General features: G+C 46.3%; 20 protein-coding genes. 6 read left to right on the top strand and 14 right to left on the bottom strand.

Features of this window, described 5'->3' with window-relative positions; all coding sequences use genetic code 11:
* Positions 1 to 33: 33 nt before the first annotated feature.
* Positions 34 to 1,902, bottom strand: coding sequence for a M1 family metallopeptidase (locus GO755_RS16375; protein ID WP_157586242.1), 1,869 nt, complete (start codon positions 1,900 to 1,902; stop codon positions 34 to 36).
* Positions 1,903 to 2,106: 204 nt separating this feature from the next.
* Between GO755_RS16375 and GO755_RS16370 the strand changes: the two genes are divergently transcribed.
* Positions 2,107 to 3,261, top strand: a complete 1,155-nt coding sequence (locus tag GO755_RS16370) for an epoxide hydrolase family protein (RefSeq protein WP_157586241.1) — start codon at positions 2,107 to 2,109, stop codon at positions 3,259 to 3,261.
* 115 nt (positions 3,262 to 3,376) lie between these two features.
* On the opposite strand, the gene GO755_RS16365 is transcribed toward GO755_RS16370, so the two are convergent.
* From GO755_RS16365 to GO755_RS16340, 6 genes are all read right to left on the bottom strand, one after another.
* Positions 3,377 to 4,687: a M20/M25/M40 family metallo-hydrolase gene (locus GO755_RS16365; RefSeq protein WP_157586240.1), complete on the bottom strand. Its 1,311-nt coding sequence runs from the start codon at positions 4,685 to 4,687 to the stop codon at positions 3,377 to 3,379.
* 250 nt (positions 4,688 to 4,937) lie between these two features.
* On the bottom strand, positions 4,938 to 5,570 hold the full coding sequence (locus GO755_RS16360) for a YciE/YciF ferroxidase family protein (protein ID WP_157586239.1): 633 nt from the start codon (positions 5,568 to 5,570) through the stop codon (positions 4,938 to 4,940).
* 206 nt (positions 5,571 to 5,776) lie between these two features.
* The gene (locus GO755_RS16355) at positions 5,777 to 6,511 is read right to left on the bottom strand and encodes a hypothetical protein (protein ID WP_157586238.1); all 735 of its coding nucleotides are present in this window, start codon (positions 6,509 to 6,511) and stop codon (positions 5,777 to 5,779) included.
* Positions 6,512 to 6,557: 46 nt separating this feature from the next.
* Positions 6,558 to 8,306 (bottom strand): gamma-glutamyltransferase, encoded by a 1,749-nt coding sequence (gene ggt, locus GO755_RS16350; RefSeq protein WP_157586237.1) that lies wholly within the window; start codon positions 8,304 to 8,306, stop codon positions 6,558 to 6,560.
* Between the two features lie 69 nt (positions 8,307 to 8,375).
* Positions 8,376 to 9,104, bottom strand: coding sequence for a LytR/AlgR family response regulator transcription factor (locus GO755_RS42000; protein WP_317165889.1), 729 nt, complete (start codon positions 9,102 to 9,104; stop codon positions 8,376 to 8,378).
* 32 nt (positions 9,105 to 9,136) lie between these two features.
* Positions 9,137 to 10,258, bottom strand: a complete 1,122-nt coding sequence (locus GO755_RS16340) for a sensor histidine kinase (protein WP_157586236.1) — start codon at positions 10,256 to 10,258, stop codon at positions 9,137 to 9,139.
* 273 nt (positions 10,259 to 10,531) lie between these two features.
* On the opposite strand from GO755_RS16340, the gene GO755_RS16335 reads away from it, so the two are divergent.
* On the top strand, positions 10,532 to 12,691 hold the full coding sequence (locus GO755_RS16335) for a xanthine dehydrogenase family protein molybdopterin-binding subunit (protein ID WP_157586235.1): 2,160 nt from the start codon (positions 10,532 to 10,534) through the stop codon (positions 12,689 to 12,691).
* Here GO755_RS16335 and GO755_RS16330 read toward each other — a convergent pair whose 3' ends face one another.
* Positions 12,692 to 14,008 (bottom strand): gluconate:H+ symporter, encoded by a 1,317-nt coding sequence (locus GO755_RS16330; RefSeq protein ID WP_157586234.1) that lies wholly within the window; start codon positions 14,006 to 14,008, stop codon positions 12,692 to 12,694.
* A gap of 437 nt (positions 14,009 to 14,445) precedes the next feature.
* Here GO755_RS16330 and GO755_RS16325 point away from each other — a divergent pair, with 437 nt between their 5' ends.
* A complete protein-coding gene (locus GO755_RS16325) occupies positions 14,446 to 14,817 on the top strand; it encodes a hypothetical protein (RefSeq protein WP_157586233.1) in 372 nt (123 codons plus the stop codon).
* An 80-nt stretch (positions 14,818 to 14,897) separates the two neighbouring features.
* Here the strand turns inward: GO755_RS16325 and tnpA are convergent, their stop codons facing one another.
* The 3 genes from tnpA to GO755_RS16310 form a co-directional block, all read right to left on the bottom strand.
* Entirely contained in the window at positions 14,898 to 15,362 is a 465-nt protein-coding gene (gene tnpA, locus GO755_RS16320; RefSeq protein WP_157586232.1) for an IS200/IS605 family transposase, read from the bottom strand.
* Positions 15,363 to 15,514: 152 nt separating this feature from the next.
* Positions 15,515 to 16,663 carry a glycoside hydrolase family 5 protein gene (locus tag GO755_RS16315; protein WP_157586231.1) on the bottom strand — a complete coding sequence of 383 codons (1,149 nt, stop codon included), beginning with the start codon at positions 16,661 to 16,663 and terminating at the stop codon, positions 15,515 to 15,517.
* Between the two features lie 107 nt (positions 16,664 to 16,770).
* Complete coding sequence (locus GO755_RS16310) at positions 16,771 to 18,078, bottom strand: hypothetical protein (protein WP_157586230.1); 1,308 nt, start codon at positions 18,076 to 18,078, stop codon at positions 16,771 to 16,773.
* Between the two features lie 304 nt (positions 18,079 to 18,382).
* Between GO755_RS16310 and GO755_RS16305 the strand changes: the two genes are divergently transcribed.
* Positions 18,383 to 19,243, top strand: a complete 861-nt coding sequence (locus GO755_RS16305; protein WP_157586229.1) for a sugar phosphate isomerase/epimerase family protein — start codon at positions 18,383 to 18,385, stop codon at positions 19,241 to 19,243.
* A 128-nt stretch (positions 19,244 to 19,371) separates the two neighbouring features.
* On the opposite strand, the gene GO755_RS16300 is transcribed toward GO755_RS16305, so the two are convergent.
* Entirely contained in the window at positions 19,372 to 20,139 is a 768-nt protein-coding gene (locus GO755_RS16300; RefSeq protein WP_157586228.1) for a M15 family metallopeptidase, read from the bottom strand.
* 184 nt (positions 20,140 to 20,323) lie between these two features.
* On the opposite strand from GO755_RS16300, the gene GO755_RS16295 reads away from it, so the two are divergent.
* Positions 20,324 to 21,604: an Hsp70 family protein gene (locus tag GO755_RS16295; protein ID WP_157586227.1), complete on the top strand. Its 1,281-nt coding sequence runs from the start codon at positions 20,324 to 20,326 to the stop codon at positions 21,602 to 21,604.
* 27 nt (positions 21,605 to 21,631) lie between these two features.
* A complete protein-coding gene (locus tag GO755_RS16290) occupies positions 21,632 to 22,384 on the top strand; it encodes a hypothetical protein (protein ID WP_157586226.1) in 753 nt (250 codons plus the stop codon).
* Between the two features lie 26 nt (positions 22,385 to 22,410).
* On the opposite strand, the gene bla is transcribed toward GO755_RS16290, so the two are convergent.
* Complete coding sequence (gene bla / locus GO755_RS16285) at positions 22,411 to 23,454, bottom strand: class A beta-lactamase (protein ID WP_157586225.1); 1,044 nt, start codon at positions 23,452 to 23,454, stop codon at positions 22,411 to 22,413.
* A gap of 34 nt (positions 23,455 to 23,488) precedes the next feature.
* Positions 23,489 to 24,670: a cystathionine gamma-synthase family protein gene (locus GO755_RS16280; RefSeq protein ID WP_157586224.1), complete on the bottom strand. Its 1,182-nt coding sequence runs from the start codon at positions 24,668 to 24,670 to the stop codon at positions 23,489 to 23,491.
* Positions 24,671 to 24,680: the final 10 nt, after the last annotated feature.

The following is a 24,680-nucleotide window of genomic DNA, read 5'->3' as shown; positions in this document are numbered from 1 at the left end:
GCTATATAAAAGGCTTGCGTATTTCCCGTCAAATTACTTCTCTTTCCAGCTATTGTTGCTTTCGTCAGCGTCCATGAAAATGCCTCCCTCCAGTGTTATCGACTGAATCTTCTTTTTAACGGGTATTTTTACAATTGCTAGTTTCTGGTTCGTCTGCCATATAGCTGGTGTCTGGTGAAAATTTTCAGTGGTGCCATCGGTGAATTTTACGACAATGTCCATTGGCGCTACATACCCTCCAATGTTCTGAATCGTAACGGCGCACTGAGTAGGGGAGGTCTCCACCTTTTGAATAGCAAAATCGATGTAGTTATTACTGAAGAACCAGTTGCTCCAGAACCAGTTCAGGTCTTTGCCCGATGCGCTGTTGAAACTGTAAAACATATCCCAGGGATTGGGGTGTTTACCGTGCCAGCGGTTGATGAACTCATGCAGACACTTTTTGAACTCAGTTTCTCCCAGTAACTCTTTGAGCGCCAGATACCCAATGGCGGCCTTCCCGTACTCATTATTGCCCATTGCCGCACCACTCAACACATTGGCGGGCGTTATGATTGGCAAATCCTGTTCGGCCGATGGATCTTTACTCCAATTTTCAACCCGAAACTGCTGGAAGTTTTTAGTTGCCTGTTCATTTCCTAAATCGGCCTGGCCAATCAGGTATTCAAAGGCGGTCGTCCAGCCTTCGTCCATAAATCCATAGCGGGTTTCGTTGACGCCCATGTAAAATGGGAACCATGTATGCGCGATTTCATGCTCGGCTACAAAGCGCGAAAAATTCAAATCGGTAGTCGTGCCGTCGTTCACCATCATTGGATATTCCATATCGGCAAACCCCTGAACAATAGTTGTTTTCGAGTATGGATACGGAACGCCGGGCAGGTTATTGGAGAGCCAATCGAGCGAGTGCCTCCCGAAACTAACCATCTGATGGAAGTCTCTGGCATTATCTAAAAAAGCAGCCTGCACACTCGACCGCCGGTTCGTTTTCTTATCGACCACAACGCTCGAAGCATCCCAGACGTAGTGGTTGCTAATGCACAATGCCATATCGGAAACGTAGTTGGCTTTCCATTTCCAGGAATTGACTGGCTGTTGAGTTGTTACTTGTTTGGCTCTTAAATCGGCGAGTGTAGCGACGTGAATAAGCGAATCGGTTTGTAGCGATTCGTTCAGGCGTTTGGCGTAGGTTGGTTGCAATACTTCGCTGGCGTTCTGTAAATCGCCAGTAGACCAGACTATGTAGTCTTTTGGGACATTTACGGTGAGCGTGTAATCATTAAAGTCGTTATAAAACTCCTGTGCCTCGGTAAATGTGGTCCGGTCCCAGCCGTAATAGTCATCATAAACGGCCACGCGCGGGTAGAAATAAGCCAGGAAGAACGTCGTCGAGTCGAGCATACCTTCCCGATTACTTTCTACAGAAACATCATAATGCCAATCGAACGAAAGTTTGACCGAATCCTTTGGCATCAGCGGTTTGTTTAGCGCAACCTGTTTCGATGTGGCAGGACCGGCATCTCGCCAGGGTTTGGCAGAACCATTCTCCGTATACTTATCGATGTGAATACCCGAAGTGAGATAGTCAGATGAGGCTGGTGCCTGACGGATAGCGCCTGCTTTATGACTATTCAGAATCAATTTGTAAATGAGTGTTGTCAGCGTATCCGGGCTGTTGTTGATATACGTAATTTCCTCCGTTCCCTGAATTGTGCGATTAGGCGGGGTAGCTGTAACCGTAATGGCATAGCGGGCAAAATTCTGCCAGTATTTCTTGCCCGGCTTGCCATCCATAGAGCGCGTTCCTTTCTGGTATGCCTGTTTCACATTGCGCGGCATGTATAAACTCTGGGCGTGAGCGGTTCCAACGGTGATTAAGCAAACTAAAACGAGAAGTCTCATAGTGGTATTGATAGAGTTAATAGGGTCGCTGTCTAGTAGATAACGAATGAATGGAGTCGTCGCAAGCTACTAAAAAAGCTAAAGGCTAAACTCATTATTGGGAAGAACGGCAAGGCAAAACGTGCTGGAAATGTGAATTCGTTTGTGATCAATAGGTGCAACAATTCAAAACGATGAAGGTTTAGCTGATAAACGCCTGACGTTATGGAACTACATCCTTTCACGATTGATATTCCACAGAAAGCTCTTGATGACCTGCACAAGCGGATTATGCAGACTCGCTGGCCCGATGAGATCGACGGTGCCGATTGGGATTATGGTACTAACTTGGATTACCTTAAAGAACTGGCTGATTATTGGCAGAATCAGTTTGACTGGCGAAAGCAGGAAGCTATGCTTAACAGGTTTCATCAGTTCAATACGACGGTCGATGGTTTTCGTATTCACTTTATCCACGAGCGGGGTAAAGGCCAAAAACCACTTCCTATTATATTGACCCACGGCTGGCCGGATTCGTTCTTCCGGATGTATAAACTCATCCCTTTACTAACCGATCCAGCGAACTATGGTGGTAACCTCGATGATGCGTTCGACGTAGTAGTTCCATCGATTCCGGGTTATGGCTTCTCAGATCGACCTCATGAGAAGGGCATGAATTCTCAGCGTATTGCCAGTCTGTTTACCCATTTGATGACCGAAACGCTTACTTATCCGAAGTTTGGTGCGCATGGTGGCGACTGGGGAAGCAGTATTACGGAGATGCTGGCCTTCGACCACCCGGAGTCTATGATTGGTATTCATTTGACGGATGTTCCCTATCACCATCTTTTTACGATAAAATCTGATGATTTAAAGCCCGAAGAACAGGCGTATTTAAAAGCTGGACAAGGCTGGCAAATGAGCGAAGGTGCTTATGCCATGATTCAGTCGACAAAACCGCAAACACTGGCCTACGGTTTGAATGATTCACCTATTGGATTATTAGCCTGGATTTTAGAGAAGTTCCGCACCTGGAGTGATTCAGATGGGAATGTCGAGCAGAAGTTTACAAAAGATGAACTGCTAACGAACGTCACTATTTATTGGGTAACACAGACGATCAATTCGGCAAACCGGCTGTATTACGAATCTCAACATACGCCATCAAAAACAACTACCGAACGAACTGAAGTCCCCACCGGTGTTGCTCTATTTCCCAAAGACCTGATTCCGGCGCCCAGAGCGTTTGTCGACCGGTTTTACAATGTACAGCACTGGACAGAAATGCCAAGAGGAGGCCACTTTGCCGCTCTGGAAGAACCCGAGCTCTTGGCGGAAGATATTCGGGCGTTTTTCAGACCGTTGAGGGATTTTGCTTAGCCGTTAATTATAATACCGTGATGGCGGGTTCTCAAACCTGACTTCACAAAACAATGGTGAAGAATAGCCCCTCTCCTGAAAACAGGAGAGGGGTTGGGGTGAGGTAGATCACAACTTACTTCTTCCCGCCTTTATCCAAACCTGCTTCGGCCAATAAGACAAGCAGAATCCGTTGCATACCAAGATAGCCTTTATCGTTCAACCACCACTCGTTCAGGGCATGTTCGCCCCCACCAGTACCTCCGCTACCAATGGTGATGGCGGGGATTCCTAGTGCAATGGGCGTGTTCGCATTTGTGGACGCTACATCCAACTGAGGCTCAGTGTTAAAATATTTTGTTGCGGCTATGGCTCGCTGTACGATGGCAGCCGTAGCCTCCGTTTTTCCTGAGGGCCGATCTCCGATCTTTTTAACGTCTACAGTTAGGTCAGGGCCTTGCCGTTTGATGCTATTCTCTTCTTTCAGCGCTCGTTGCACAGCCGCCTGGAGCAATTGATCAACTTCATTGAGTTTCTCCGGACTTTCGGAGCGCATATCAATTTCCATCCACGATTCGTAGGGAATCGCATTTACAGATGTGCCTCCACCCATAACACTTACGCTATAGGTCGTTTTAACGCCCTGCCGAGTGGCTTTATCGGCCGCAGTTGTGAAATAGTAAATGGCTTTTCCGGTGGCACTGTGCGGGTTAACAATACCGAACGAGCCGTAAGAGTGGCCGCCTGGCCCTTTAAACGTAACCCGATAGCGGTGCGAGCCCAGACCACGGTGAACAATGCTACTGATACCATCGCCATCGACCGCAATGTACGAATCGACTTTAGGACTGCCTGGTCGAAGTAAATGCTTTACCCCACGGAGGTCGCCCAGCCCTTCTTCACCCACTGCACCAACAAACAGCACATCGGCATCGGTCTCGATGGAGGCTTTCTCCATACCTTTCAGAACGGCCAAAATCGCTGTTAGTCCGCGTGTATCATCGCCAATACCGGGTGCGTAAAGGGTATCGCCGTGGTATTTTACTTTTACATCGGTTCCTTCTGGGAAAACGGTATCTAGGTGTGATTCGACTACCACCGTCTTCTTGCCTGAACGCCCTTTGCGCTTGGCCAGTACATTGCTTACTTCATCGATCCAGACCGAATCTGCCCCCGCTTCTTTCAGCATAGCCGCGTACTTTTTTGCCCGAACACTTTCCTTGAACGGTGGAGACGGAATTTCGGTCAGGGTAAGGTGATCCTGTTTTGTCTGGGGTTCCAGATCGATGAAAATCTGAAATGCTTTTTTTACAGAAGGCTGATTAGCCAAGGCTTGTACTTCATCCACATATCGTTTGTCTGGAGTAGCTTGCTGAGCCTGGATAGAATGAGTCGCGGCTAAAATCGTTACGAATACTGCGGTCGTTAGCGAGGAAATTTGATGCATAGAAAGCGATGAAGCAGGAAAACGTGCTGAAAAAAATATGAAATTAGACTATTCGATGTTTAGCCTGGTTGTAGTTCAAAAAATCACTGAAAGTCGGGTAAAGTTATTGTTTATTTGGCTAAATGAAGAAATACATACTGGCTATTTGGCTTACTTGGCGAACGAGTTGATTGAGGTCGACCAAAATGAAATAGCCTGAAACCATCCTATTTACGATAGTTTCAGGCTATTTCAAGTATGGACGTGGAGACTAAATTCCTAACGGACCACCCGCTGTAACGTCTGCATTAACGATAGGATGACGACTGGCATGGTGACTGCCAGGATGTTGGTCTTCTTCCTCTTTTGAGCGGGTATTCACAAATGATTCGGCCAAATCGGTCAGTCTTCGATCGGTTTCCTTTTCTTCGGCCAATGTCTTTTCCAGCAATTCTGCCGACTGGGTGAAGTCCAGCACGCGAGCCAGTGTCAACAACGATCCGTAGATGGCAATTTCGTAATGTTCAATAGCCTGAGCGCCGATAATTAGTCCGGCATCGCGCGTTAATGAACCCGACTCAGTTGATGAAGTAATTCGTTCTACATCATCAATAAGCCCATTGATACTTTCCGAAACCCGCTCTTCGGTTCGTATGCCAATAATTTTAAATATTTGTTCCAACCGCTCTACGTGAGTGCGACTTTCTTCCTGATGTTGTAGAAATGCACTGCGTACTTCGTCGGTTGTGCTGGCCTTGGCTTGCTTACCTAATGCATCGACGGCCTGATTCTCTGTGTAATACACACTTTTCAGTTCGCTAATAAATAGGTCTCTCAATCCTTCATCGGTCGTGGAATCATTCCCACTAAAAAAACTTGCTATTCGATCTGCCAGAGCTGCCATAATATGTTGAGCTTTTAAATAAACTATTCATGTCTAAGATGTTCAATACCCGCCACTAAATCTGTGCCAAGATCTGACTACTAGTATGTTACGAACTCAGAAACGATAGTATGATTATGTTTCTCCACAAGTTTTGTAGAGTATTATCTCTTTAACGCGTTTTATGACAGCAGTGTTGCAAATCCTGCTTAACTGATTGGAATGCCCTAATTCAGTTTCGGTTTGATTAACGCAAGAATCTCATTCCCTAATTTGAGCGATTGCTGATAATCGCGTAAGAGTTCTTCACGCGTAGAGCGTCGAATTAAGAGTGCATTTTGAAATTCGGCTTCACCTGTAATGGCGATCCAGTTAGTCTTTTGTGCTTCACTAGCCTTTCCCGCCAGCGAGAATCGTCGGAGAATATAAGGACCTATTATGGCGTTCGTAGTTTCCAGCTCGGCCGTTTCAACCTGTACAATAGTTTCATACTGTTTGTAATAATCAAACAATGAATTCTTGAGTGGAAAGCTCCGGATAACCTGCATATTGCCCGTACTTTTTAAGTCCGAAAAAGTAGCATCTTCGGCTATAAAACGGGGCCGTTTAAACGAAAATCGGATGTTGTCGGCAAATTGAGTATAGTCTGCTTTGGGCGTTTGCGGATTGAGTTCGGAGAGTTTCTGGGTTCTCTGAATAATCTGCCGGGTTTCGTCCATCACCTCTTTTAGTTGATTCAAATCTGTCCTGATATCGCTATATAGACCCTTTAGATAAACCTGTTCAAGTTCCTGTTTCTGCTTCCCATCTTTCCACTCATCTACCGCAAACGAAATGGTAATACTGAAAATAATGACGATAACTTCCAGTACATATTCCGGCCATTTTTCACGGAGAAGATTATATAGTTTCGTCAGGCTTGTGACAGGTTTGGATTCCGTGGATGCAGGTTTCTTGGCCATGTATGCGTCGTACGTCAGATTTACGTCAATTATACTGACTTAGTCGCTAATAACCAGCGGCTTGTCCATCTTTGCGCATCTCAGTAGCACCCCAATAAACACGATTAATAGCATCCCACTGAATGGCTTGATACCCACCAAAGAAATCGGTTGGGGCCAGATGATGCCCACGAGCTTCCAATGCGGCTCGAACTTCAGGTGAAATGCCGCTTTCCAGCGCTACCCGACCGCCATCGGTCATGCTTGTGCCGATGGGTTCGCTACTCCCCGAATGGCTAAACCGAGCGGCATCTCCCGCTTCCTGTACATTCATGCCGAAGTCGATGATGTTGCACAATACCTGCAAATGGCCTTGAGGTTGCATAGCTCCTCCCATAACACCAAAACTTAAAAACGGCTCGCCATTTTTGGTGACGAAACCGGGGATAATCGTGTTGAACGGACGCTTGCCAGGTGCATACACATTGGCGTGATCAGGTCGCATGTTAAAACTGGTTCCCCGGTTATGAAAGACAAACCCCAGGCCATCGGGAACCATGCCGCTGCCAAACTCCAGCATATTGCTTTGGATAAGCGATACTATATTGCCCTGATCATCAGCCACAGTCAGGTACACGGTATCGCCGGCACGGAGGGCTGAATCGCCTGCATCAAGGTGTTCAGATGCTTTCTTCGGGTCGATCAGTTTTCGACGTTTGGCGGCATACTCTTTGGTCAGCAGCCAGTTGATAGAGGCTTTGCCAAAATCAGGATCGGCGTAGTATTTAGCCCGGTCTTCAAAGGCTAACTTCTTAGCTTCGATTAGCACATGTAGATACTCGGCGCTATTATGTCCCAGGCTCTTTAGGTCGTAACCTTCCACGATATTCAGCATTTGTAATACTGAAATGCCCTGGCCATTAGGCGGTAATTCGTGAACATCGTAGCCTCGATAATTGACCGAAACCGGCTGAATCCATGTACTCTGATGTGTTGCTAAATCGGCCTTGCGCAAATACAAACCCGCCCTACGTGCGTAGCGATCAATGGCATCAGCTATGGCTCCTTTGTAAAAAGCATCCCGCCCACCTGTCGCAATTTTCTCGTAAGTGGCCGCTAAATCTGGATTACGAAATACTTGCCCCTGAGTGGGTGCCTTACCATTAATGAGAAACGTCTTTCGAAAATTAGCAAACTCGCTGATGATCGCTTCGTTCGCTGCCAGCCGATTGGCGGCTACCTGCCAAGAATAAGCAATCACTTGTGGAACCGGAACACCTTCACGGGCATATCGTATACTCGGTGTCAGCAGGTTATGCATTGGTAGTTTACCGAACCGCTTATGTAGTTGAAACCAGCCATCCACAGCTCCAGGTACAGAAACCGATAGTGGGCCATAAAGTGGAATGTTCGGCTGGTTGCCCAGTACTGTTTTCAATGCGTCATACGTCAGGCCTTTGGGCGAGCGTCCGCTAGCGTTAAGTCCATATAGTTTTCGGTCTTTCGCCGACCAGATGATAGCAAATAAATCGCCACCAATACCTCCGTTATTGGGTTCAATAACACCGAGAGCGGCATTGGCGGCAATAGCTGCATCGACGGCAGTGCCGCCCTGTTTCAGAATATCCAACCCGATTTGCGTAGCCAGTGGATGACTGGTTGCAATCATTCCGTGTTTTGCCAGTATGGGGCTACGCGTCGCAAAATTAGGTCCCGTAATCCGGTCGCCCTTACCCGTCGATTGGCCGTACAGATGAGGAATTACTAAATACAGGAGGGCTAAACAATAGCAGATGCAGGTACGTAGCGGATTCATGGATTTGAGCTAAAACTTTGTGTTCTCTGCGTCTCTGTGGTTAATCAAGTGATGTTGTGCCAGAAAACGTCACTTTATCCAGAGCTTGTTATTGACGACCTGCGCGATGACTTGCTCGCGATAATTCCGACTGATTGGGATGCGATGGGACTGAATGAAAATCTCATTACCCTCAATACTGTCTATTTTATTGGTCGAAACCAGATAAGATTTATGCACTCGGAGAAATGCATGGCTAGTTAAATTCTGCTCTAAGCTTTTCAGGTTCAGGAGAGTTATGTACTTGCCTTTGTTAGTGAAAATGGTCACGTAATTTTGCATACCCTCAATAAACAGAATGTCTTCGAAGTAAAGTTTTTCGTATTTATTGCCGCACTTGATAAAGAAAGAATCATCCTCCGATTCTACTTTTTGCGGACTTGTTGAGGATGACTTCGTCAGGAGCTGGTGATAATCTTTGGCTTTGTTGGCAGACTTAACAAAACGATCAAACGTAATGGGTTTGAGCAGGTAATCCAGCACGTTTAACTGGAAACCTTCCAGGGCAAAGCTAGGGTAAGCCGTTGTGATAATTACCATCGGGGGATTCTGCACGATTTTCAGGAAGTCGATGCCGTTCATTTTTGGCATCTGGATGTCCAGAAAGATCAAATCGACAGGCTGTTTATCCAACAAGGCCATGAGTTCAAGCGGATTCTCGCACGTACCAGTCAGGTGCAGAAAATCAACTTCTCGCACGTAATTAGCCAGCCCTTCCCTGGCTAGCGGCTCATCGTCGGTAATAATACAGTTGATCACGAGTTTGTTGGTTGTATGTGTCGAGCGTCCGGTTAGGCCATTTGTAAAGATGATGAAAGCACAGACTCTGTCAGCGTGAGTCGCAGCTTTACGTCAAACCGGTTCTGGTCATTTTGTATCTTCAGATTATACTGTCCTGGATAAAGTAAATCCAGCCGCCGTTGTACATTTTGTAAGCCAATTCCTCCCGACTTAACTACTTCATTGACAACATCCGATGACACACTATTGGCCACCCGAAAGTTCAGTTGTTGCTCGTTCAGATCTAATTCGATTGTGATCCAGTTGGATCGATTAGTATCTCTGGAAACGTGTTTAAACGCATTTTCAACAAAAGTCATCAGGATAAACGGAGCTATCTCTAAATGGCCCATGTAAAGCGGTTTACTAGCAAACGATACCTTTATGTTGCTGTTTTGGCGGAGTTTTTCCAATTCAATAAAGTTTTCCAGATAGGTAATCTCCTTGCCTAAGGGAATCTGATGATCGTTACAGTCATAGAGTTGATACCGCAACAATTCAGAGAATTTGGCCAGCGAATCGGAGGCCATATTGGGGTTTTTATGAATCAGAAAGAAGATGGAGTTAATCGTATTAAACAGGAAATGAGGATTGAACTGATTCTTAAGGAATTTCAATTCGGTTTCCAGCTTTTCTTTTTCCAGCAGTTGTTGTCGTTGCCGGGTTTGAATCCAGTTTTTGGTCAATTTAATACTCATGGCTAACGTCATACTGGCCACCGTTGATGGCAAAGCATTGCTAAAAAACGTATTGAAGCAGGCCGATTGGCCGAACAACTCTGCTATCGTTTGTCCACTCGCGTAGGCACTGAAATAATACCCTCCGACAATACACAGTGTAGCGCCCAATATGATCAAGAGCAAATAGCTGATATAGACTACAAATCTGTTTTTTTCCAGATACCTGGGCATCAGAAAATACAGGTTGAAATAGACCGCCATCGCCTGAAAAATGACGTAGAAGCTGTACTTGAGCGCGTAGGGCAGGACGGCTAATGACTGAAGAACCTTGATAGGATTGCCTAGCGTTACAACCCACCAAAGGTAATGGTAGACAAACCAGAAGGGGATATGGTAGATCTTGTATCTAACAAACCAGCTCTGGTTCAATTTGCTATAAAACGAAACACTCATTTTTGCTCAAAATTTCGACTTAGCCACTTCTTACCAAGTTACGTAAATTGAATCAGTTTATGCCAGTCTAATACGTGAATGACACGCAGTAATTGATCAGATGCTCAACTGGTTAGATGACCGACATTGTGGCCCGCTTAAACTGCCTATTACTGATTGTCATGCATTTGGTCAATAATAGGCTACCTGTAGTCAATTCCATTGTTGAATCGCCCTTATAACTCCTTTCTTTGTCGAACCTGGAAGACTAAAATCAAACCAGGAAAGTGTAACATGAATAAGGCCGCTCTTGTAAACCGTAGGGATTTTCTGAAAATCGGCACACTCGCCAGTGGGGGACTGTTGATCGCTTTTGCTATGCCTGCTAAAGCAACACAAATCCTATCTGCAACACTACCAAGTGCGGGTGCTTCGCTGAACACATACTTACGGATTGGAGTGGATAACCGTATTCACATAATTCTCTCGAAGGTAGAGATGGGGCAGGGTATCTGGACCACGTTGCCGATGTTGATTGCCGAAGAGTTGGACTGTGCCTGGGATAAGATAAAAGTAGAACCGAGTCCGCCGGGGAAAGAAGGTGATTTTCTGGAGAATCCCGTTTATCGCTCAACCGGTGGATCGGAAACGACCATACAGGAATTTGATCGCTGTCGTATGGCAGGTGCAACGGCCCGCATGATGCTGGTAACCATTGCGGCTAAACGGTTGGGCGTAAAACCGGAAGAGTGCCGAACTGAAAATAGCTATGTCATTGCTGGTGAGAGACGAATTAGCTATGGCGAAGTAGCTACTGAAGCGTCGATGCTCCCTGTGCCTACGGTAAAACTCCGCGAACCTACCGACTGGAAGTATATCGGGAAATCGCAGAAGCGATTGGATACGCCCGAGAAGATTAACGGGAAAGCAGTCTATGGTCTGGATATTGAATTTCCTGGTTTACTAACAGCCGTTGTTGCTCATGCCCCTGTTTTCGGAGGGAAAGTAAAATCAGTTGATGCGACCAAAGCAAAAGCCGTAAAAGGTGTTCGCGACGTGGTTCAAATTCCGACTGGCGTTGCGGTTCTGGCGGATAATTTCTGGGCGGCTAAAGTCGGCCGTGATGCGCTGAAAATTGACTGGGATCTCGGAGTAAACGCAACACTTGACAGCACTACACAACTGGAAGATTATAAGCGAATCGCTAAAACGGAGGGGTTAACCATCCGGAAAAAAGGAGATGTGGATGTCGCCTTAACCAAAGCAGTAAAAACCATTGATGCGACGTTCAGCCTTCCTTATCTGGCCCATGCTCCAATGGAACCTCTGAACTGCACAGTGAAGATTCTACCAGATAAATGCGAAGTATGGACGGGTACGCAATCGCATTTACTCCATCAGGCAGAAGTCGCTTCATTTTTGGGCTTTAAACCTGAGCAGGTTCAGTTTTATACGCCTGCTCTGGGTGGGAGTTTTGGCCGACGGGGTTCCTTTAGTTCCGACTGGGTGATGGAAGCGGTACATATTGCTAAAGTGAGTGGCAAGTTTATCAAGCTGGTCTGGTCGCGGGAAGACGATATCAAAGGTGGCTATTACCGGCCGGTTTATGTGCATGCCGTACAGATTGGGATCAACGCTGATGGGTTTCCAATGGCGTGGCGACATCGTATTGTTGGGCAATCACTCTTCACAAATACACCTTTAGCTGATATGATCGTCCAGAAAGGAATTGATTATAGTTCGGTTACGAGCGGAGCTCCTTATTCAGATTCTGTTCCCGATCATTCCTTTGAGTTGCACACCACATCGGTAGGTGTTCCCGTTTTGCCCTGGCGATCGGTGGGAAGCACCCATACCGTTTTCGTCATAGAAACTCTGATTGACGAACTGGCAGCTATGGCAAAAGCAGACCCCGTTGCCTACCGACGTTTGTTCTTTAAAAATCATCCCCGGCATCTGGCGGCACTCAACCTGGCAGCCGAGAAAGCGGAATGGAATAAACCCTTACCTAAGGGGCAGTTCAGAGGTGTAGCCGTCTGCGAGGCAATGGGCAGCTATGTTTGTCAGATCGTTGAATTATCCATTGCTGATCAGCAGGTTCGGGTGCATCGTGTAATATGTGCCATTGATTGTGGGCTGGCTGTCAATCCTGATGGCGTTCGTGCCCAGATGGAAAGCGGTATTGTGTACGGACTAACGGCTGCTCTGTATGGCGAAATCACAATTGAGAAAGGGCAAGTGAAACAAAGTAATTTTCACGATTACCGCATGTTGCGTATAAATGAAATGCCTGTAATCGATGTCCATATTGTGCCCAGTACCGGAAAAATGGGTGGCGCCGGTGAGCCAGGTGTTGCGCCTATTGCTCCGGCAGTTGCCAATGCTCTTTTTGCCGCTACTGGAAAGCGAATCCGGAGCTTACCTGTTCGACTTGAGAAGTTGATGAAATCCTGATCAGGTAATCACCCAGCTTAGCACCATCACACCCGCCAGCCCTGATACCGAAACCAGCGTTTCCATAATCGACCAGGTTTTGAGCGTATCGACCATCGAGAGTTGAAAATACTCCCGAAACAACCAGAAACCCGTGTCGTTGACGTGCGAGAACATCATACTCCCGGCACCAATGCTCAACACCATCAAATTCGGCTCTACGCCAGTGGTTGCTAATAAGGGCGATACAAATCCCGCAGTCGTAATGCCCGATACCGTCGACGATCCCACGCATACCCGAATAAGTGCGGCCATGCCCCAGGCCAGTATATAGGGGTGAACTGACGAGTCCTGCATCATGTCGGCAATGGATTGATTTACCCCGCCATCGGTTAGTACTTGTTTTAGGGCACCCGCCCCGCCAAAAACCAGGAAAAGCATGGCCACATCTTTGACGGCATCACCCAGTAGGAGCGTAACTTCGGGCATGGTTTTGCCGCGCCATATTCCGAGTGTGAATAGCGCCACCAGAACCGCAATGAACATACTAACGATAGGCTCCCCCACAAACAAAAGAATCTGCTGAAGTATTGAATTCGTTGGCAAAAAGGGACTTACAACTGTGCTCACGCCAATCAGAAGAATCGGAAGTAAAACCGTTAGGAAGCTCACGCTGGTCGATGGCATTTGATCTTCCTGCAAATCGGGAGCGATGAAGGCTGGATTGGGTAAAGTCGTGTACCGTTTGAGGGTAGAGCCAAACAACGCACCCGAAATCAGAATGGCTGGAATCGATACGATGATACCATAAAAGAGCGTCAGGCCCATATTGGCATTGAACTGTTTCAGAATGGCCAATGGGGCCGGGTGAGGTGGTAGATAGCCCTGCGTAACCGACAACGAAGCCAGCATAGGCAAGCCAATGTACAGGGCGGGCAATTTATACCGATAGGCTACTGTAATAACCAAGGGAGCCAAGAGCATAAATCCTACTGAATAGAATAAGGGCAACCCTACAATGAAACCCGTTACCAGAAAAGCCCATCGAGCGTGTCGCGTGCCCACTAACTCCATCATATTGACAGCAATTCGCTGAGCGGCACCACTTTGAGCAACTAATTTTCCAAGCATTGCACCTAACGCAATAATGGCCGTGATGGACCCTAATGTACTGCCAATACCTTTCTGGATGGCGTCGACAATGGCTAATGGTTTCAGACCAAGTGCCAGTCCAACACCTATAGAAACAGCCAGAAAAGCAAGAAACGTGTGTAGTCGGGCAACCGAAATAAGGGCAATCAGGACCAGAATGCCAAGGAGGGTGATGGTTAAGGGCATGACCAGATAGAACGAATCTACTCGGCAAACGGGAATATACAGTTGATCTACTTACCTAATTCATGTCTCAATGCAATTTGACCTTATAGCGGTAGCGACCTCTGAAATACTTACTCATTTTTATAACTACCCGATTTGGGTCCGAAATCCAGAAGGTAGCATACACGTCCTGCGCCCAGCAGACCCAGAAATAGAAAAAAACGGCTCATGTTGAAACGAATCATAATTTGAGAACTGTACACTATGACTTTAATTAATTAGCGACAAATGAGAAAAATGACAAATTTTAGATTGAAAATTCTATTAAATGAATTTTACGTGCTAGTATAATACAGGTTTGATTTTATCTACTATAAAATTAGTTTAAACTATTTAATGTTATTATTTGTAACATTATCTCAAAATTTACGTCAACAAAACCACAGATATTTATAGTTATGAGCAACGAGAATCAACTTTTGTATTTTGTATCACAATCGTATCGACAGGTTCAGTTATCGGTTGAGAAAGGTAGTCGCCCTTATTCACACAGTGAATTTTTGAGTCAGTTTAACAGGCTGCTGGAAGCCTCGGGCGACGAAGCCTATACCCGTCATCTGACGATTCAATTAGTGGAAGAGGCTGCGCAATACAAACAAACCACCGACTATCTGCGTCAGGAAATGGCGTTTGAAATCCAGGTATCGATCATTGGTGACCGGGCAACTGCGGCTACAGTTGATCGGTCAAACTACAGTTCAGACTTGTACAACCGACGCTTACATCGGCAAACAACTCGTAAAGGCCATCTTGTGGCTGAATTAGTTTAATTCCCGAACAAAGCGATCTCGAAGGGATACCATGTTTATAGTTAACCGTTATTTATTATAAACATGGGAATCCTTCGGATTCATACCTCAAGCCAATCAAACAAATATTCCTGTTTGAATTCGATTTGAAATTTTTGTAGGAACGTCATGTATTCCTCTCGAAATGTCCTGTTTCGGTGATGCTCTTTTTGATTAGCGATATAGGCAATTACATTGTCTAATGCAGAATGGCTATATGAAAAAGCTCCATAGCCTTCTTGCCACTCAAATCTGAATTTGCAGAATTGGTTATCCAGAATGAAAGTGTTCGATGACTTTTTTATTTCTCTAACCAAGTCAGACAAACAACAGGATGGTTTCATGCCAATCAGAAAATGAATGTGATCTGACATTCCATTGATAGACAGCATTTTTTGCCCTTTATTCTGAACAATGCCGGTTATGTATTTATAAAGATCTTCTTCCCATTCTGTACATATCAGGCTATTTCTCCCTTTGACTGCAAAAACAATGTGGATATAGATTTGAGAAAATGTGCCAGGCATAGTTTGATGGCTATAGATTCAATCCAAATTTTTGTATGACCCCCTCAGGGTCACATGTTTATAGAGAATGGTCAGATCATTTATCTATAAACATGTGACCCTGAAGGGGTCATACGTATCTACATTGACGGGAAGCTAGTTGTAAAGTAACCTTACGCCTTCAACATCAAATTCAATAACTTCCTGTCCAGCTTATGGCCGTACCAATCTTCGTAGGCTACGTCGGTGCGGCCGGAGTCGAGAATGCCAAATGAGCCTACAAACTCCCAAAGCGCAAACCCAATTCCGTTGCTCGACAGAATATCAAGCACATCTTTAAACCAGGCCAGAAACACATCGTGGGGTGTTTTGTTCCAGCAACCGCACTCGCCACAGTGTACACCAACCCCCTTGTTTACCAGATCAATCCAGGGCTGATAGAAGGTTTCGAGCATGGCTCGACTCAGGTACTTGTCGCCCACTTGTCCCGGCCATTTGGGTTCTGGTAAGTGATCTGGATCTTTATTTGCCCAAGGCGCTTTGTAATGCGAAATGATGCCCGGATTGTAGCCCCGACAACTTTGGGCAATGTTCAGATCGGCGATGGCGGGTATTACCGATGAGCCGGTATCGTTCCCATCTGCGATGATAAGATGGGTTTTGTTTTCCTTCCAAATTGCTTCTGACGCGGCTAGTGCCACTTTTCGATACACCTCCCCCGGTACAGTACTGCGTTTGGAATGCTGATCATTCATGTCGGCCCGCATACTGGGTTCGTTCAGCAAATCGAAGCTGATTTTCTTCGACGATACGTTCTTATACCGTTTGGCCCACATGTTCCAGTGAAAACAGAATGCATCGAGTGCCGCCTGATCGGTCCAGAGGTTGTAGGGCTCATGAAAGCCTTCGTTCACGCAGTAGCCCGGTGCGCGGTGCAGATTCAGACTGACATGCAGGTTATGTTTATGCGCCATTGCTACAAGCGCGTCAATCCGATCAACGGCTTGCTGATCAATATTGTACACTTCTTCTTGTGTGATGTTCCGGCTCCGGTCAAACTTCAGGTAAGCTGGATATGCCATCGGAATCCTTACGAAATCGAAGCCCCAATCTTGCATCCATTTGAAATAGTCTTCCTGGGTAGCTGGTCGACTATTCGCTGGATCGGGCGAGAAGAAATCGAGCATGTTAAAGCCTTTCCATTTCGGAAGCTTGTTCTTCGCTCCGTTCTGCGATGGCGACGCGGCCAAAAGTTCCGTTCCGGCTGTGCTCAGAGCTGCCGTAAGCAAGCCTGTATTCTGAATAAACGTCCTTCGTTGCATGCCACGTAGAGCACCTTTAACCTAAATTCTACTTGCTGGTTGCTAGGAGTAATACTGTCTATATCAGGTAAGAACAACGTGCTTATGCCTGATATAGACAAGGTTCTTTATTGCGTCACAGTACGACTTAAATGAAAGGAGCCCGTTAGCGCTGTTTTCTTCTGAAGCATGGCGGGACACTTCCCGGAGACTTTGTAGACCGTAGCCGTAAAACTCCCTTCAACGATCTCTCTACCATCTTTACGCTCCACGTTGGTTATTGTAACCCCACCTGATGAAAGTACCAGATCACCTGTGCATTCGTAGTAATAGTTAATACTACCATCGCCTACGGCTGAGGTGTTTCGATACCCTATAAGAGCACGATTTTCCTTGACAACTTCGGTGTACGGATAAGAACCGGTTAGGTTATCAGGACCATGGTATATAGAAATTTGAATATTGGGCACCCATCCCGCTTCACCACCTACGATTAAGACCTTATCATAAATTCCTGTATAGGACATAACGGGCCAGTCGAAGGCGACTCCATCAATCGTACCTCTGAAATAATCATCTGTTTCAATATAAATGCGTTTAAGCAGATAAGCCTTTCGGGATCGCTCTTTAAACGTAATTTCGGCTACGACTATGATCGGGTTGTGAGGAGGATATTTATTAGGAGCCGTGTAAACAGCCTGATATCCTTTGCCTGTGACCTGCCCATTGGCACCACCATCCAACACTGACCATGCTACATCTTTAATCGTCAGGGATTCTCTGTCAGGATTAACCAATGGTTCTATAAGTATGGCTTCTGAGATCTCCAGTTTTATGGACTCGCCTAATTTGGCCTTTTTTCCATCAGCCGGATTCCCATTAACATCCAATAATTCGAGTTTAGCGAGTTCGTATGCACTCCAATCGCTGAAGTGAGGCATAGGCACTGAAATCTGCTGGTTGGTGGTATCTACCTGCACGTCTGCTGCTCGTACCCAGCGCTGGTCGCTTCCCTGGTAGCCCACCTGGAGCAGGTCGGGATCATTTGCAGCTACATCAGCCGTATTATAATGAACGGTCAAAGTAGCTGGCTTGGCAAATTGTGTACCGTCTGGCGAAAAACGATAGGCCATCCCCAGACCATTAGGAACCTCGTTGGTTATGGGCTGAATGGTGATAGTAGTAGCTTTCGTGACGGCACCAGCAGGTAAAACTAGTTTAACTGTACCATCAGGCGTAGTAATCGTACCACCTTCGGGGCCAATGGTTTGAGTTGTGGGAGCGCCTTGCGGTTGACCAATCGGGGTCGCATTTTGGGCTGGGTTGTTGGGTTGAGTATCTGGTGGGCCTGGAGTAACAGCCTGTTCCTGATGTTTGCAGGCGGTAAGGCAACTCAGGATTGCCCAACTAATGAATAAGATATGCCGGAAGTTCATAGCGGATTGTTGTTTACAATTGACGGTGCAAAGTTTTATCTGGCGTCATTTGAAACCATACACTATCTGCCTGAACTGCTCAAACCTATGGGTAAACGGAAGGAGCTTCTGCTTGAATTGTAAGGACTGAATCGAGTGTATAAGCGCATTGGTCTATTCCGCTGAACAGGAAAGTTGCCTGATAGGAATGTATGAGAAGAACTAAGTAAAAAAGAGGTTCATGAAGCCTTATAGAACAAGCCTATGCTTCTGGCTCGTGCGGCCATTTCTGCAATTGATGAATTAAAAAAGAAAACCGATAACCATGAAAAAAACCTTTTTCTCGTTGTGTTTAGCAACCGTTTCATTACTCAGTTTGACAGACAGTTTTGCCCAGAAAGGCAAGCTTTACACATTTCCAATTGGGGTTGAGTCGTATACCTATCGGGCTAGCTTCCCGAAAAATGTCATAGCAACCTTAGATACGATCAAAGCACTGGGTATCACTGATATGGAAGGGGGAGCACCCAAAGGAATGACCGAAGCAGAATTTAAAAAATTATGCGACGAGCGAGGGATCAAAATCTCAGCAACGGGTGGCGGATACGAGGAGTTGGCAAAAGATCCTATGCCAGCGATTAATAAAGCAAAAGCGCTAGGTGCTTCGTTTATTATGTGCGCCTGGATTCCTCATCAAAAGGCGAGTTTTAACCTGGATAATGCCAAAAAAGCCGTCGAGGATTTTAATCGGATCGGCAAAACGATGAAGGATAACGGAATTACTTTCTGTTATCATAATCACGGCTACGAATTTCATCCGTACGAAGATGGTACGCTGTATGATTACATTGTTAAGAATACCAATCCTCAATATGTATCATTCGAAATGGACATCTTGTGGACGCAACATGGTGGTGCAGACCCGGTTGCCTTGCTGAAAAAGTACGGTAGTCGCTATAAACTCATGCACCTGAAAGACCTTAAAAAAGGCGTTAAAGGTGATTTGACGGGAGGCACACCACCCGAAAATGACGTTGTCCTTGGCGATGGTCAGGTGAACATTCCCGAAATTCTACGCTTAGCGAAAAAAGCGGGCGTGAAGCACTATTACATTGAGGATGAAAGCAATAAAGAATACGAACAAATGCCCAAGAGCATTGCCTATTTGAAAAGCTTGAAAGAATAAGGCTTCATTAAAGGAATAGATCATAAAAAGAGCAGCTAATCAGATCGGTTAGCTGCTCTTTTTATGATGAGAAAAGTAAGCACCAGGGAAAGGTATTGTGTTGTACTGAAGCGGGAAGGCTTAGGAAATTACTTCGCTTTTGCTTTAGAGAGGGTTTTGTTGGCCTGTCGGATTGTTTCATGCGATAAATCGTAGGTAAAGCAACTTTCCCAACCCTTAAAATCGTAGTGCCACCACTCCCAGGGGAAAATGGCGAAACCGACCTTTTCCATCGCTGATCGCAAAATGGCGCGGTGGGCCAGCGATGCACTGTCAGAATCCATGTAGTTATGATAAGCACGTGGTGTCGATTCGTCATAACCCGAAGGCATCGACAATCGTTTGCCGGTTTTTAGATCGAAAAGTGATAGATCGATAGCCATACCCCGGTTGTGTTTTGATCCTTTTCTAGGGTCGGCCACAAAGGTAGTGTCGCCGTGTTCTTCGTAGAAAAGTACAGTGATGGCATAAGGGCGATAACCATCGAAGAGCAACAAGCCAAATCCTTGCTTTTTCAGGTTTTCGCTCGCCTGCCGAATAGCCATGGCAGCTGGCTTTCGCATGAATACATCTGCCGTCGGATAGAGTTTTCGCTTTAGAAAATTGGTCGTATCTGCATAGGTAACGTCAAACTGAGCATCCGGCAAAATCTGACGCATATCGACCAGCTCATTATCGGGATCAGCCGTTACGATTTTTTTGTAAATTTTTACATCATTGACCACCGGGAGGCCATACTTGCTTTTAGGGAGGTCATACGTCATTGGCTGGGCTAGAAGGGGGGAAAGTAGGCCCAGTGATAGAAAGTAAGCCAATAACCCTGTTGAACAGAAACGGCTTGATAAAGACTTTTTCATATGGAGCAGGTTGTTTGCCTTAAGGTAAGGATTTTCGTGGCAGCAGGATAGCAATAGGTCGCTGATTTTTTAGTAGGCCAGAAGACTATGATTAATCTTAACAATCATACGAGCCAGCGATCTATAAACCAGTTTTTAATCGTAAATTTGCGCCCTTTTTCCACTAAAAATCGCGCATTCGAGGATGACAACACTTTCTTGCGGAATCGACTTCGGTACATCAAATACAAGCGTAGCCATTGCCAATGACGGTGAAATCAGTCTCGTGCCAGTTGAAAACGCATCGGTAACGATTCCGAGCGCAATTTTCTTTCAGCGAAGCAATAACAAGGCATTCTATGGTAGAACAGCCGTTAATCTATTCTTCGATCGGCAGGAAGGTCGGTTCATGCGGAGTTTAAAGCGAGTTTTGGGAACATCGCTAATGAAACAGGGTACGCTGGTGAATGGCGCATCTATGAATTTTTCGTCGATCATCACGGCCTTTTTAAAGCACGTAAAGGACAAAGCCGATTCGGTGGCCGGTCAGGAAATAGAGCATGTGGTGATGGGGCGCCCTGTTCATTTTGTCGATAATGATCCTGGAGCGGATAGTCGCGCACAGTCGGAATTGCAGTTGATTGCTCAGCGAATTGGCTTCAAATACATCGACTTCCAGTTTGAACCTATTGCGGCCGCCTTTGCTCACGAAGCGCAACTAAGTGCTGAAAAACTAGCCATTGTCGCCGATCTGGGTGGTGGCACGTCCGATTTTACAGTCATTAAGTTGTCGAATAAATACATCCATAAACCGGATCGGTCATCGGATATTCTGGCCAATACCGGGGTACGGATTGGGGGGAATGATTTTGATAAAGAACTAAGTCTGGCAGCCATTATGCCTGAGCTGGGCTATAGAAGCACATACGGAGAGAAGAATTTAGAGGTGCCGTTGAAGCCATTTTATGATCTGGCCGAATGGAGTAAAGTTAACTTTCTATACACACCTAAAACAATCATGCAGGTACGGCAACTGCTCCATCAGTCGCATGATAAAAAACGGTATAAGCGACTTTTAAAAGTGCTCGAAGACGAAACAGGGCATACGTTGCTGGCCGCTGCCGAAGGATCGAAAATTGCACTTTCGGCGCAGAATGAGCACGATGCCGCACTTGACTTTATTGAGGAAGGCTTTTTTGTGCCGATCAAACGTACGCTGTTCGAAAAGTCTATTGAAGGTGAAGTTGAGAAAATAGCGGCTTCGGCCCGGCAGTGTCTTCAGGAAGCTGGTGTGAAACGGGAAGCGATTGATTTAGTCATTCTAACGGGTGGGTCAACCGAAGTACATTCCATTCAGGCTGAATTTAAACGGCTCTTTCCCAATGCCGCCATCGCCGATGAAAATAAGCTCTCCAGTGTTGGCCTTGGCCTGGCCTACGATAGTGAGAATAAATTTGGCAAACGGGCTATCACTTTGGCTAATTAAGGTAATAGGTATAGAATCTAAACTAAAATGAATCTTCTCCTTCTTAAAGTGACCCTTATACCGGTCGTTATTGCGCTGGTTACTCTGTCGATTCGGAAATGGGGGAATAAGCTGGGAGGGCTGATTGGTAGTATGCCGTGGGTTGCCGGGCCTATTCTCCTATTTTTTATTTTCGAGCAGGGTAAAGCATTTGGTATTCAGGCCATTCAAGGTACTATGACAGGGATTCTGGCGTTGATTAGCTTTTGTTTCAGCTATTCCGTCTTCTCTCAAAAACTGACCTGGTTACCTACGCTCCTCTTATCGTATGTGATTTATACGATCACTGCTGTGCTGGTCAATTATTTACAGCTAAATCTGTTGGTGAGTTATGGCTTGGTGATGGGTTCTGTTCTGCTGGCGCTACGATTTTTTCCTGTCCCTACCGAACAACCTACCAACGGCAAAAGGCTACCGTTCGATATTCCCATTCGAATGTTTGTTGCCACCCTGTTTGTACTGGCCATCACCGGATTAGCCAGTGTTCTGGGGCCGAACTGGAGTGGAATTCTAACCCCCTTTCCCATCCTGACGTCAATCCTGGCTATCTTTTCCCATTCACTTCAGGGTAGTAATGCGACTATTACGACGTTGCGTGGACTTGTACTCGGATTATTAGGTTTTACTACCTTTCTAATCATGCAAGCTTATTTGTTGCCTTCATTTTCGATTGCTGTCTCGTTCGGCATTGCCTTCGTCGTGAATACGCTCATTAATTTAGTCGCTAGCCGAGTTGGATAAGGAATAGTGCTCTTGCACTATCCCAATCACCGGGCCGAAGTAGGCATGACGGGCGGCTGATACAAAAAGTAATCATAAATCGAGCGGGCACTATGCGCAATAACCTGCTCACGTTCGGCAGTTGGCATAGGTGAGTCACCAACGAAAACGGCAATCGCAATATGGCCTGCATCGCCCGGTAAGGTGATGATACCTACATCGTCGGTGGCACTACCATCCAGTGAACCCGTTTTATGGGCAATGATTGTATTCGGTGGTAAATAGCCTTTGAGTCGGGCAGCACCACCCCGGCAACGTTCCATAACCCCCAGTAATAGAGCCCTACTTTCGGGCTTGAGCGCCGTTCCCCGATAAATTTGAGCCAATAAGTTAACCATCGCTTCGGGCGTCGATGTGTCACGTGGATCGGTGATGAGTTTAACGCCCGCTTCCCGCTTCATAGCTGGCGTAGTGGCGCTATCTAGTTTGGCATAGAATCCAAGCGTCCATTGACTGCTCGGAGGGAGCGTAATACCATCGAGATCAGCCAGCAGTTGGATAATGGTTCGATCAACAGACATACCTTTAATGCCCAATGCCTTCACCCGATTCTGAACGGCTTCGGTACCGCCCACCAGACGAAGGAGAATATCCGTTGCTGAGTTATCACTAATGACCATCATTAGTTCGAGCAGATTCTGAACAGACAACTGAACGCCGGGTTTTGCGAAGAGGACATCCAGCGTGCCACTACCCGGATGGAGATCTGAAGGTTGCAAATCGACCATCGTCATCAAAGACAGTTTGCCTTGCTCAATGAGGGTAAAGAGTTGTACGGCAATGGCTACCTTAACGGTGCTGGCCATCGGAAATCGTTCCTGTACATTTAAACTAATCTGTTTGCCCGACTCAAGATGCAGTGCACAAACACCCACTTTGCCCTTGGCTAGTTTCGCAATACTCTCTAGTTCCTGTTCCAGTCGTTGGGTGGCTATATCAGACGTTTTTTTTGTCGATGTAGCAGTTTGAGCACTGCCCTGAAAATTAGCCAGAAGTAGAAGGCCAAGTAGTAGTGAAGTGAGTTTTTTCATTGGTTATTGAGGTTAGTGTCGCGCGAGCCGTAGACTATAAAGAGGCCAGGGCATTTTCCAGATCAGTAAGTAAATCCTCTACGTTCTCGATACCGACTGAGTACCGGATCAGGCTTTCGGGAATACCAAGCTGCTTGCGTTGTGCTTCGGTGAGTTCGACGTGGCTGGTGGTTCTCGGCGGCCCAGCTAATGTACTCACTGAGCCAAGGCTGGCAGCCAGGTGCACAAACTGGAGTTTGGGCAGAAATTTCTTCACATGATCGTAGCCACCGTTCAGTGAAAAACTCATAATACCGCCAAAGCCGGACATCTGCGTTTTAGCAATGTCGTGGCCGGGATGGGTTTCGAGACCGGGATAGAACACATTGCTAACTTTAGGATGTGCTTTTAAATACCTGGCAATGGTCAGTGCCGACGCGTTTTGGCGTTCAATGCGGAGTTCCAGAGTTTTCATTCCCCGGGCAATCATATACGCCGGATCAGCTTGAAGACTGGCTCCGTTGATTTCCCGGAACTGGAACACTTTCTCAACTAGGGCCTTAGCACCACAAAGAACACCACCCATCGCATCGGAGTGGCCGCCGAGAAATTTAGTCGCACTATGAACAACCAGATCAGCGCCCAGCGCCAGTGGGTTTTGATTGATAGGGGTTGCAAACGTATTGTCAACGACGGTAATGGCACCTACTTTTTTGGCCGCGGCCGCTAATCGAGCTATATCGACAATTTTAAGGGTCGGATTGGTTGGTGTTTCCAGGTAGAGAACGTCGCAGCCTTTAGCGATTTCGGTTTCGAGTGCATCGAAATCCGTTGTGTCGCAGAGCGTGACATTTACCTGATAGCGTGGCAGAAAATCGAGAAAAATCCGACTGGCACCACCGTAAGTATCATTGAGCGAAACAACTCGTTTGCCGGGCGCCAATAGAGCAAACAATGTATTACTAATGGCACCCATGCCTGTAGCAAAGGAAGTAGCGGCTTTGGCACCTTCCAGGATTCGGATTTTTTCTTCGAGTACGTGTACAGTTGGGTTTGTGTTCCGGCTGTAAATGTAGCCCTCAGCTTTGCCGGTTGCTACATTGTGCCATTCGTCCAGATCATGGTAAGCAAAGGCAACACTTCGCACGATTGGCGTTGTAACGGCACCATTGGCAGTTGGCTCGGTTTCACCCGCCCATACAGACGCTGTACTTTTTTTGTACGTCGAAAAATCCATTAGAAACTAG

Origin of the sequence: Spirosoma arboris (genome assembly GCF_009754945.1) — a bacterium.
In the GTDB taxonomy this organism is placed as follows: Bacteria; Bacteroidota; Bacteroidia; order Cytophagales; family Spirosomataceae; genus Spirosoma; species Spirosoma arboris.
This window is presented reverse-complemented; position numbering and strand designations above follow the sequence as displayed.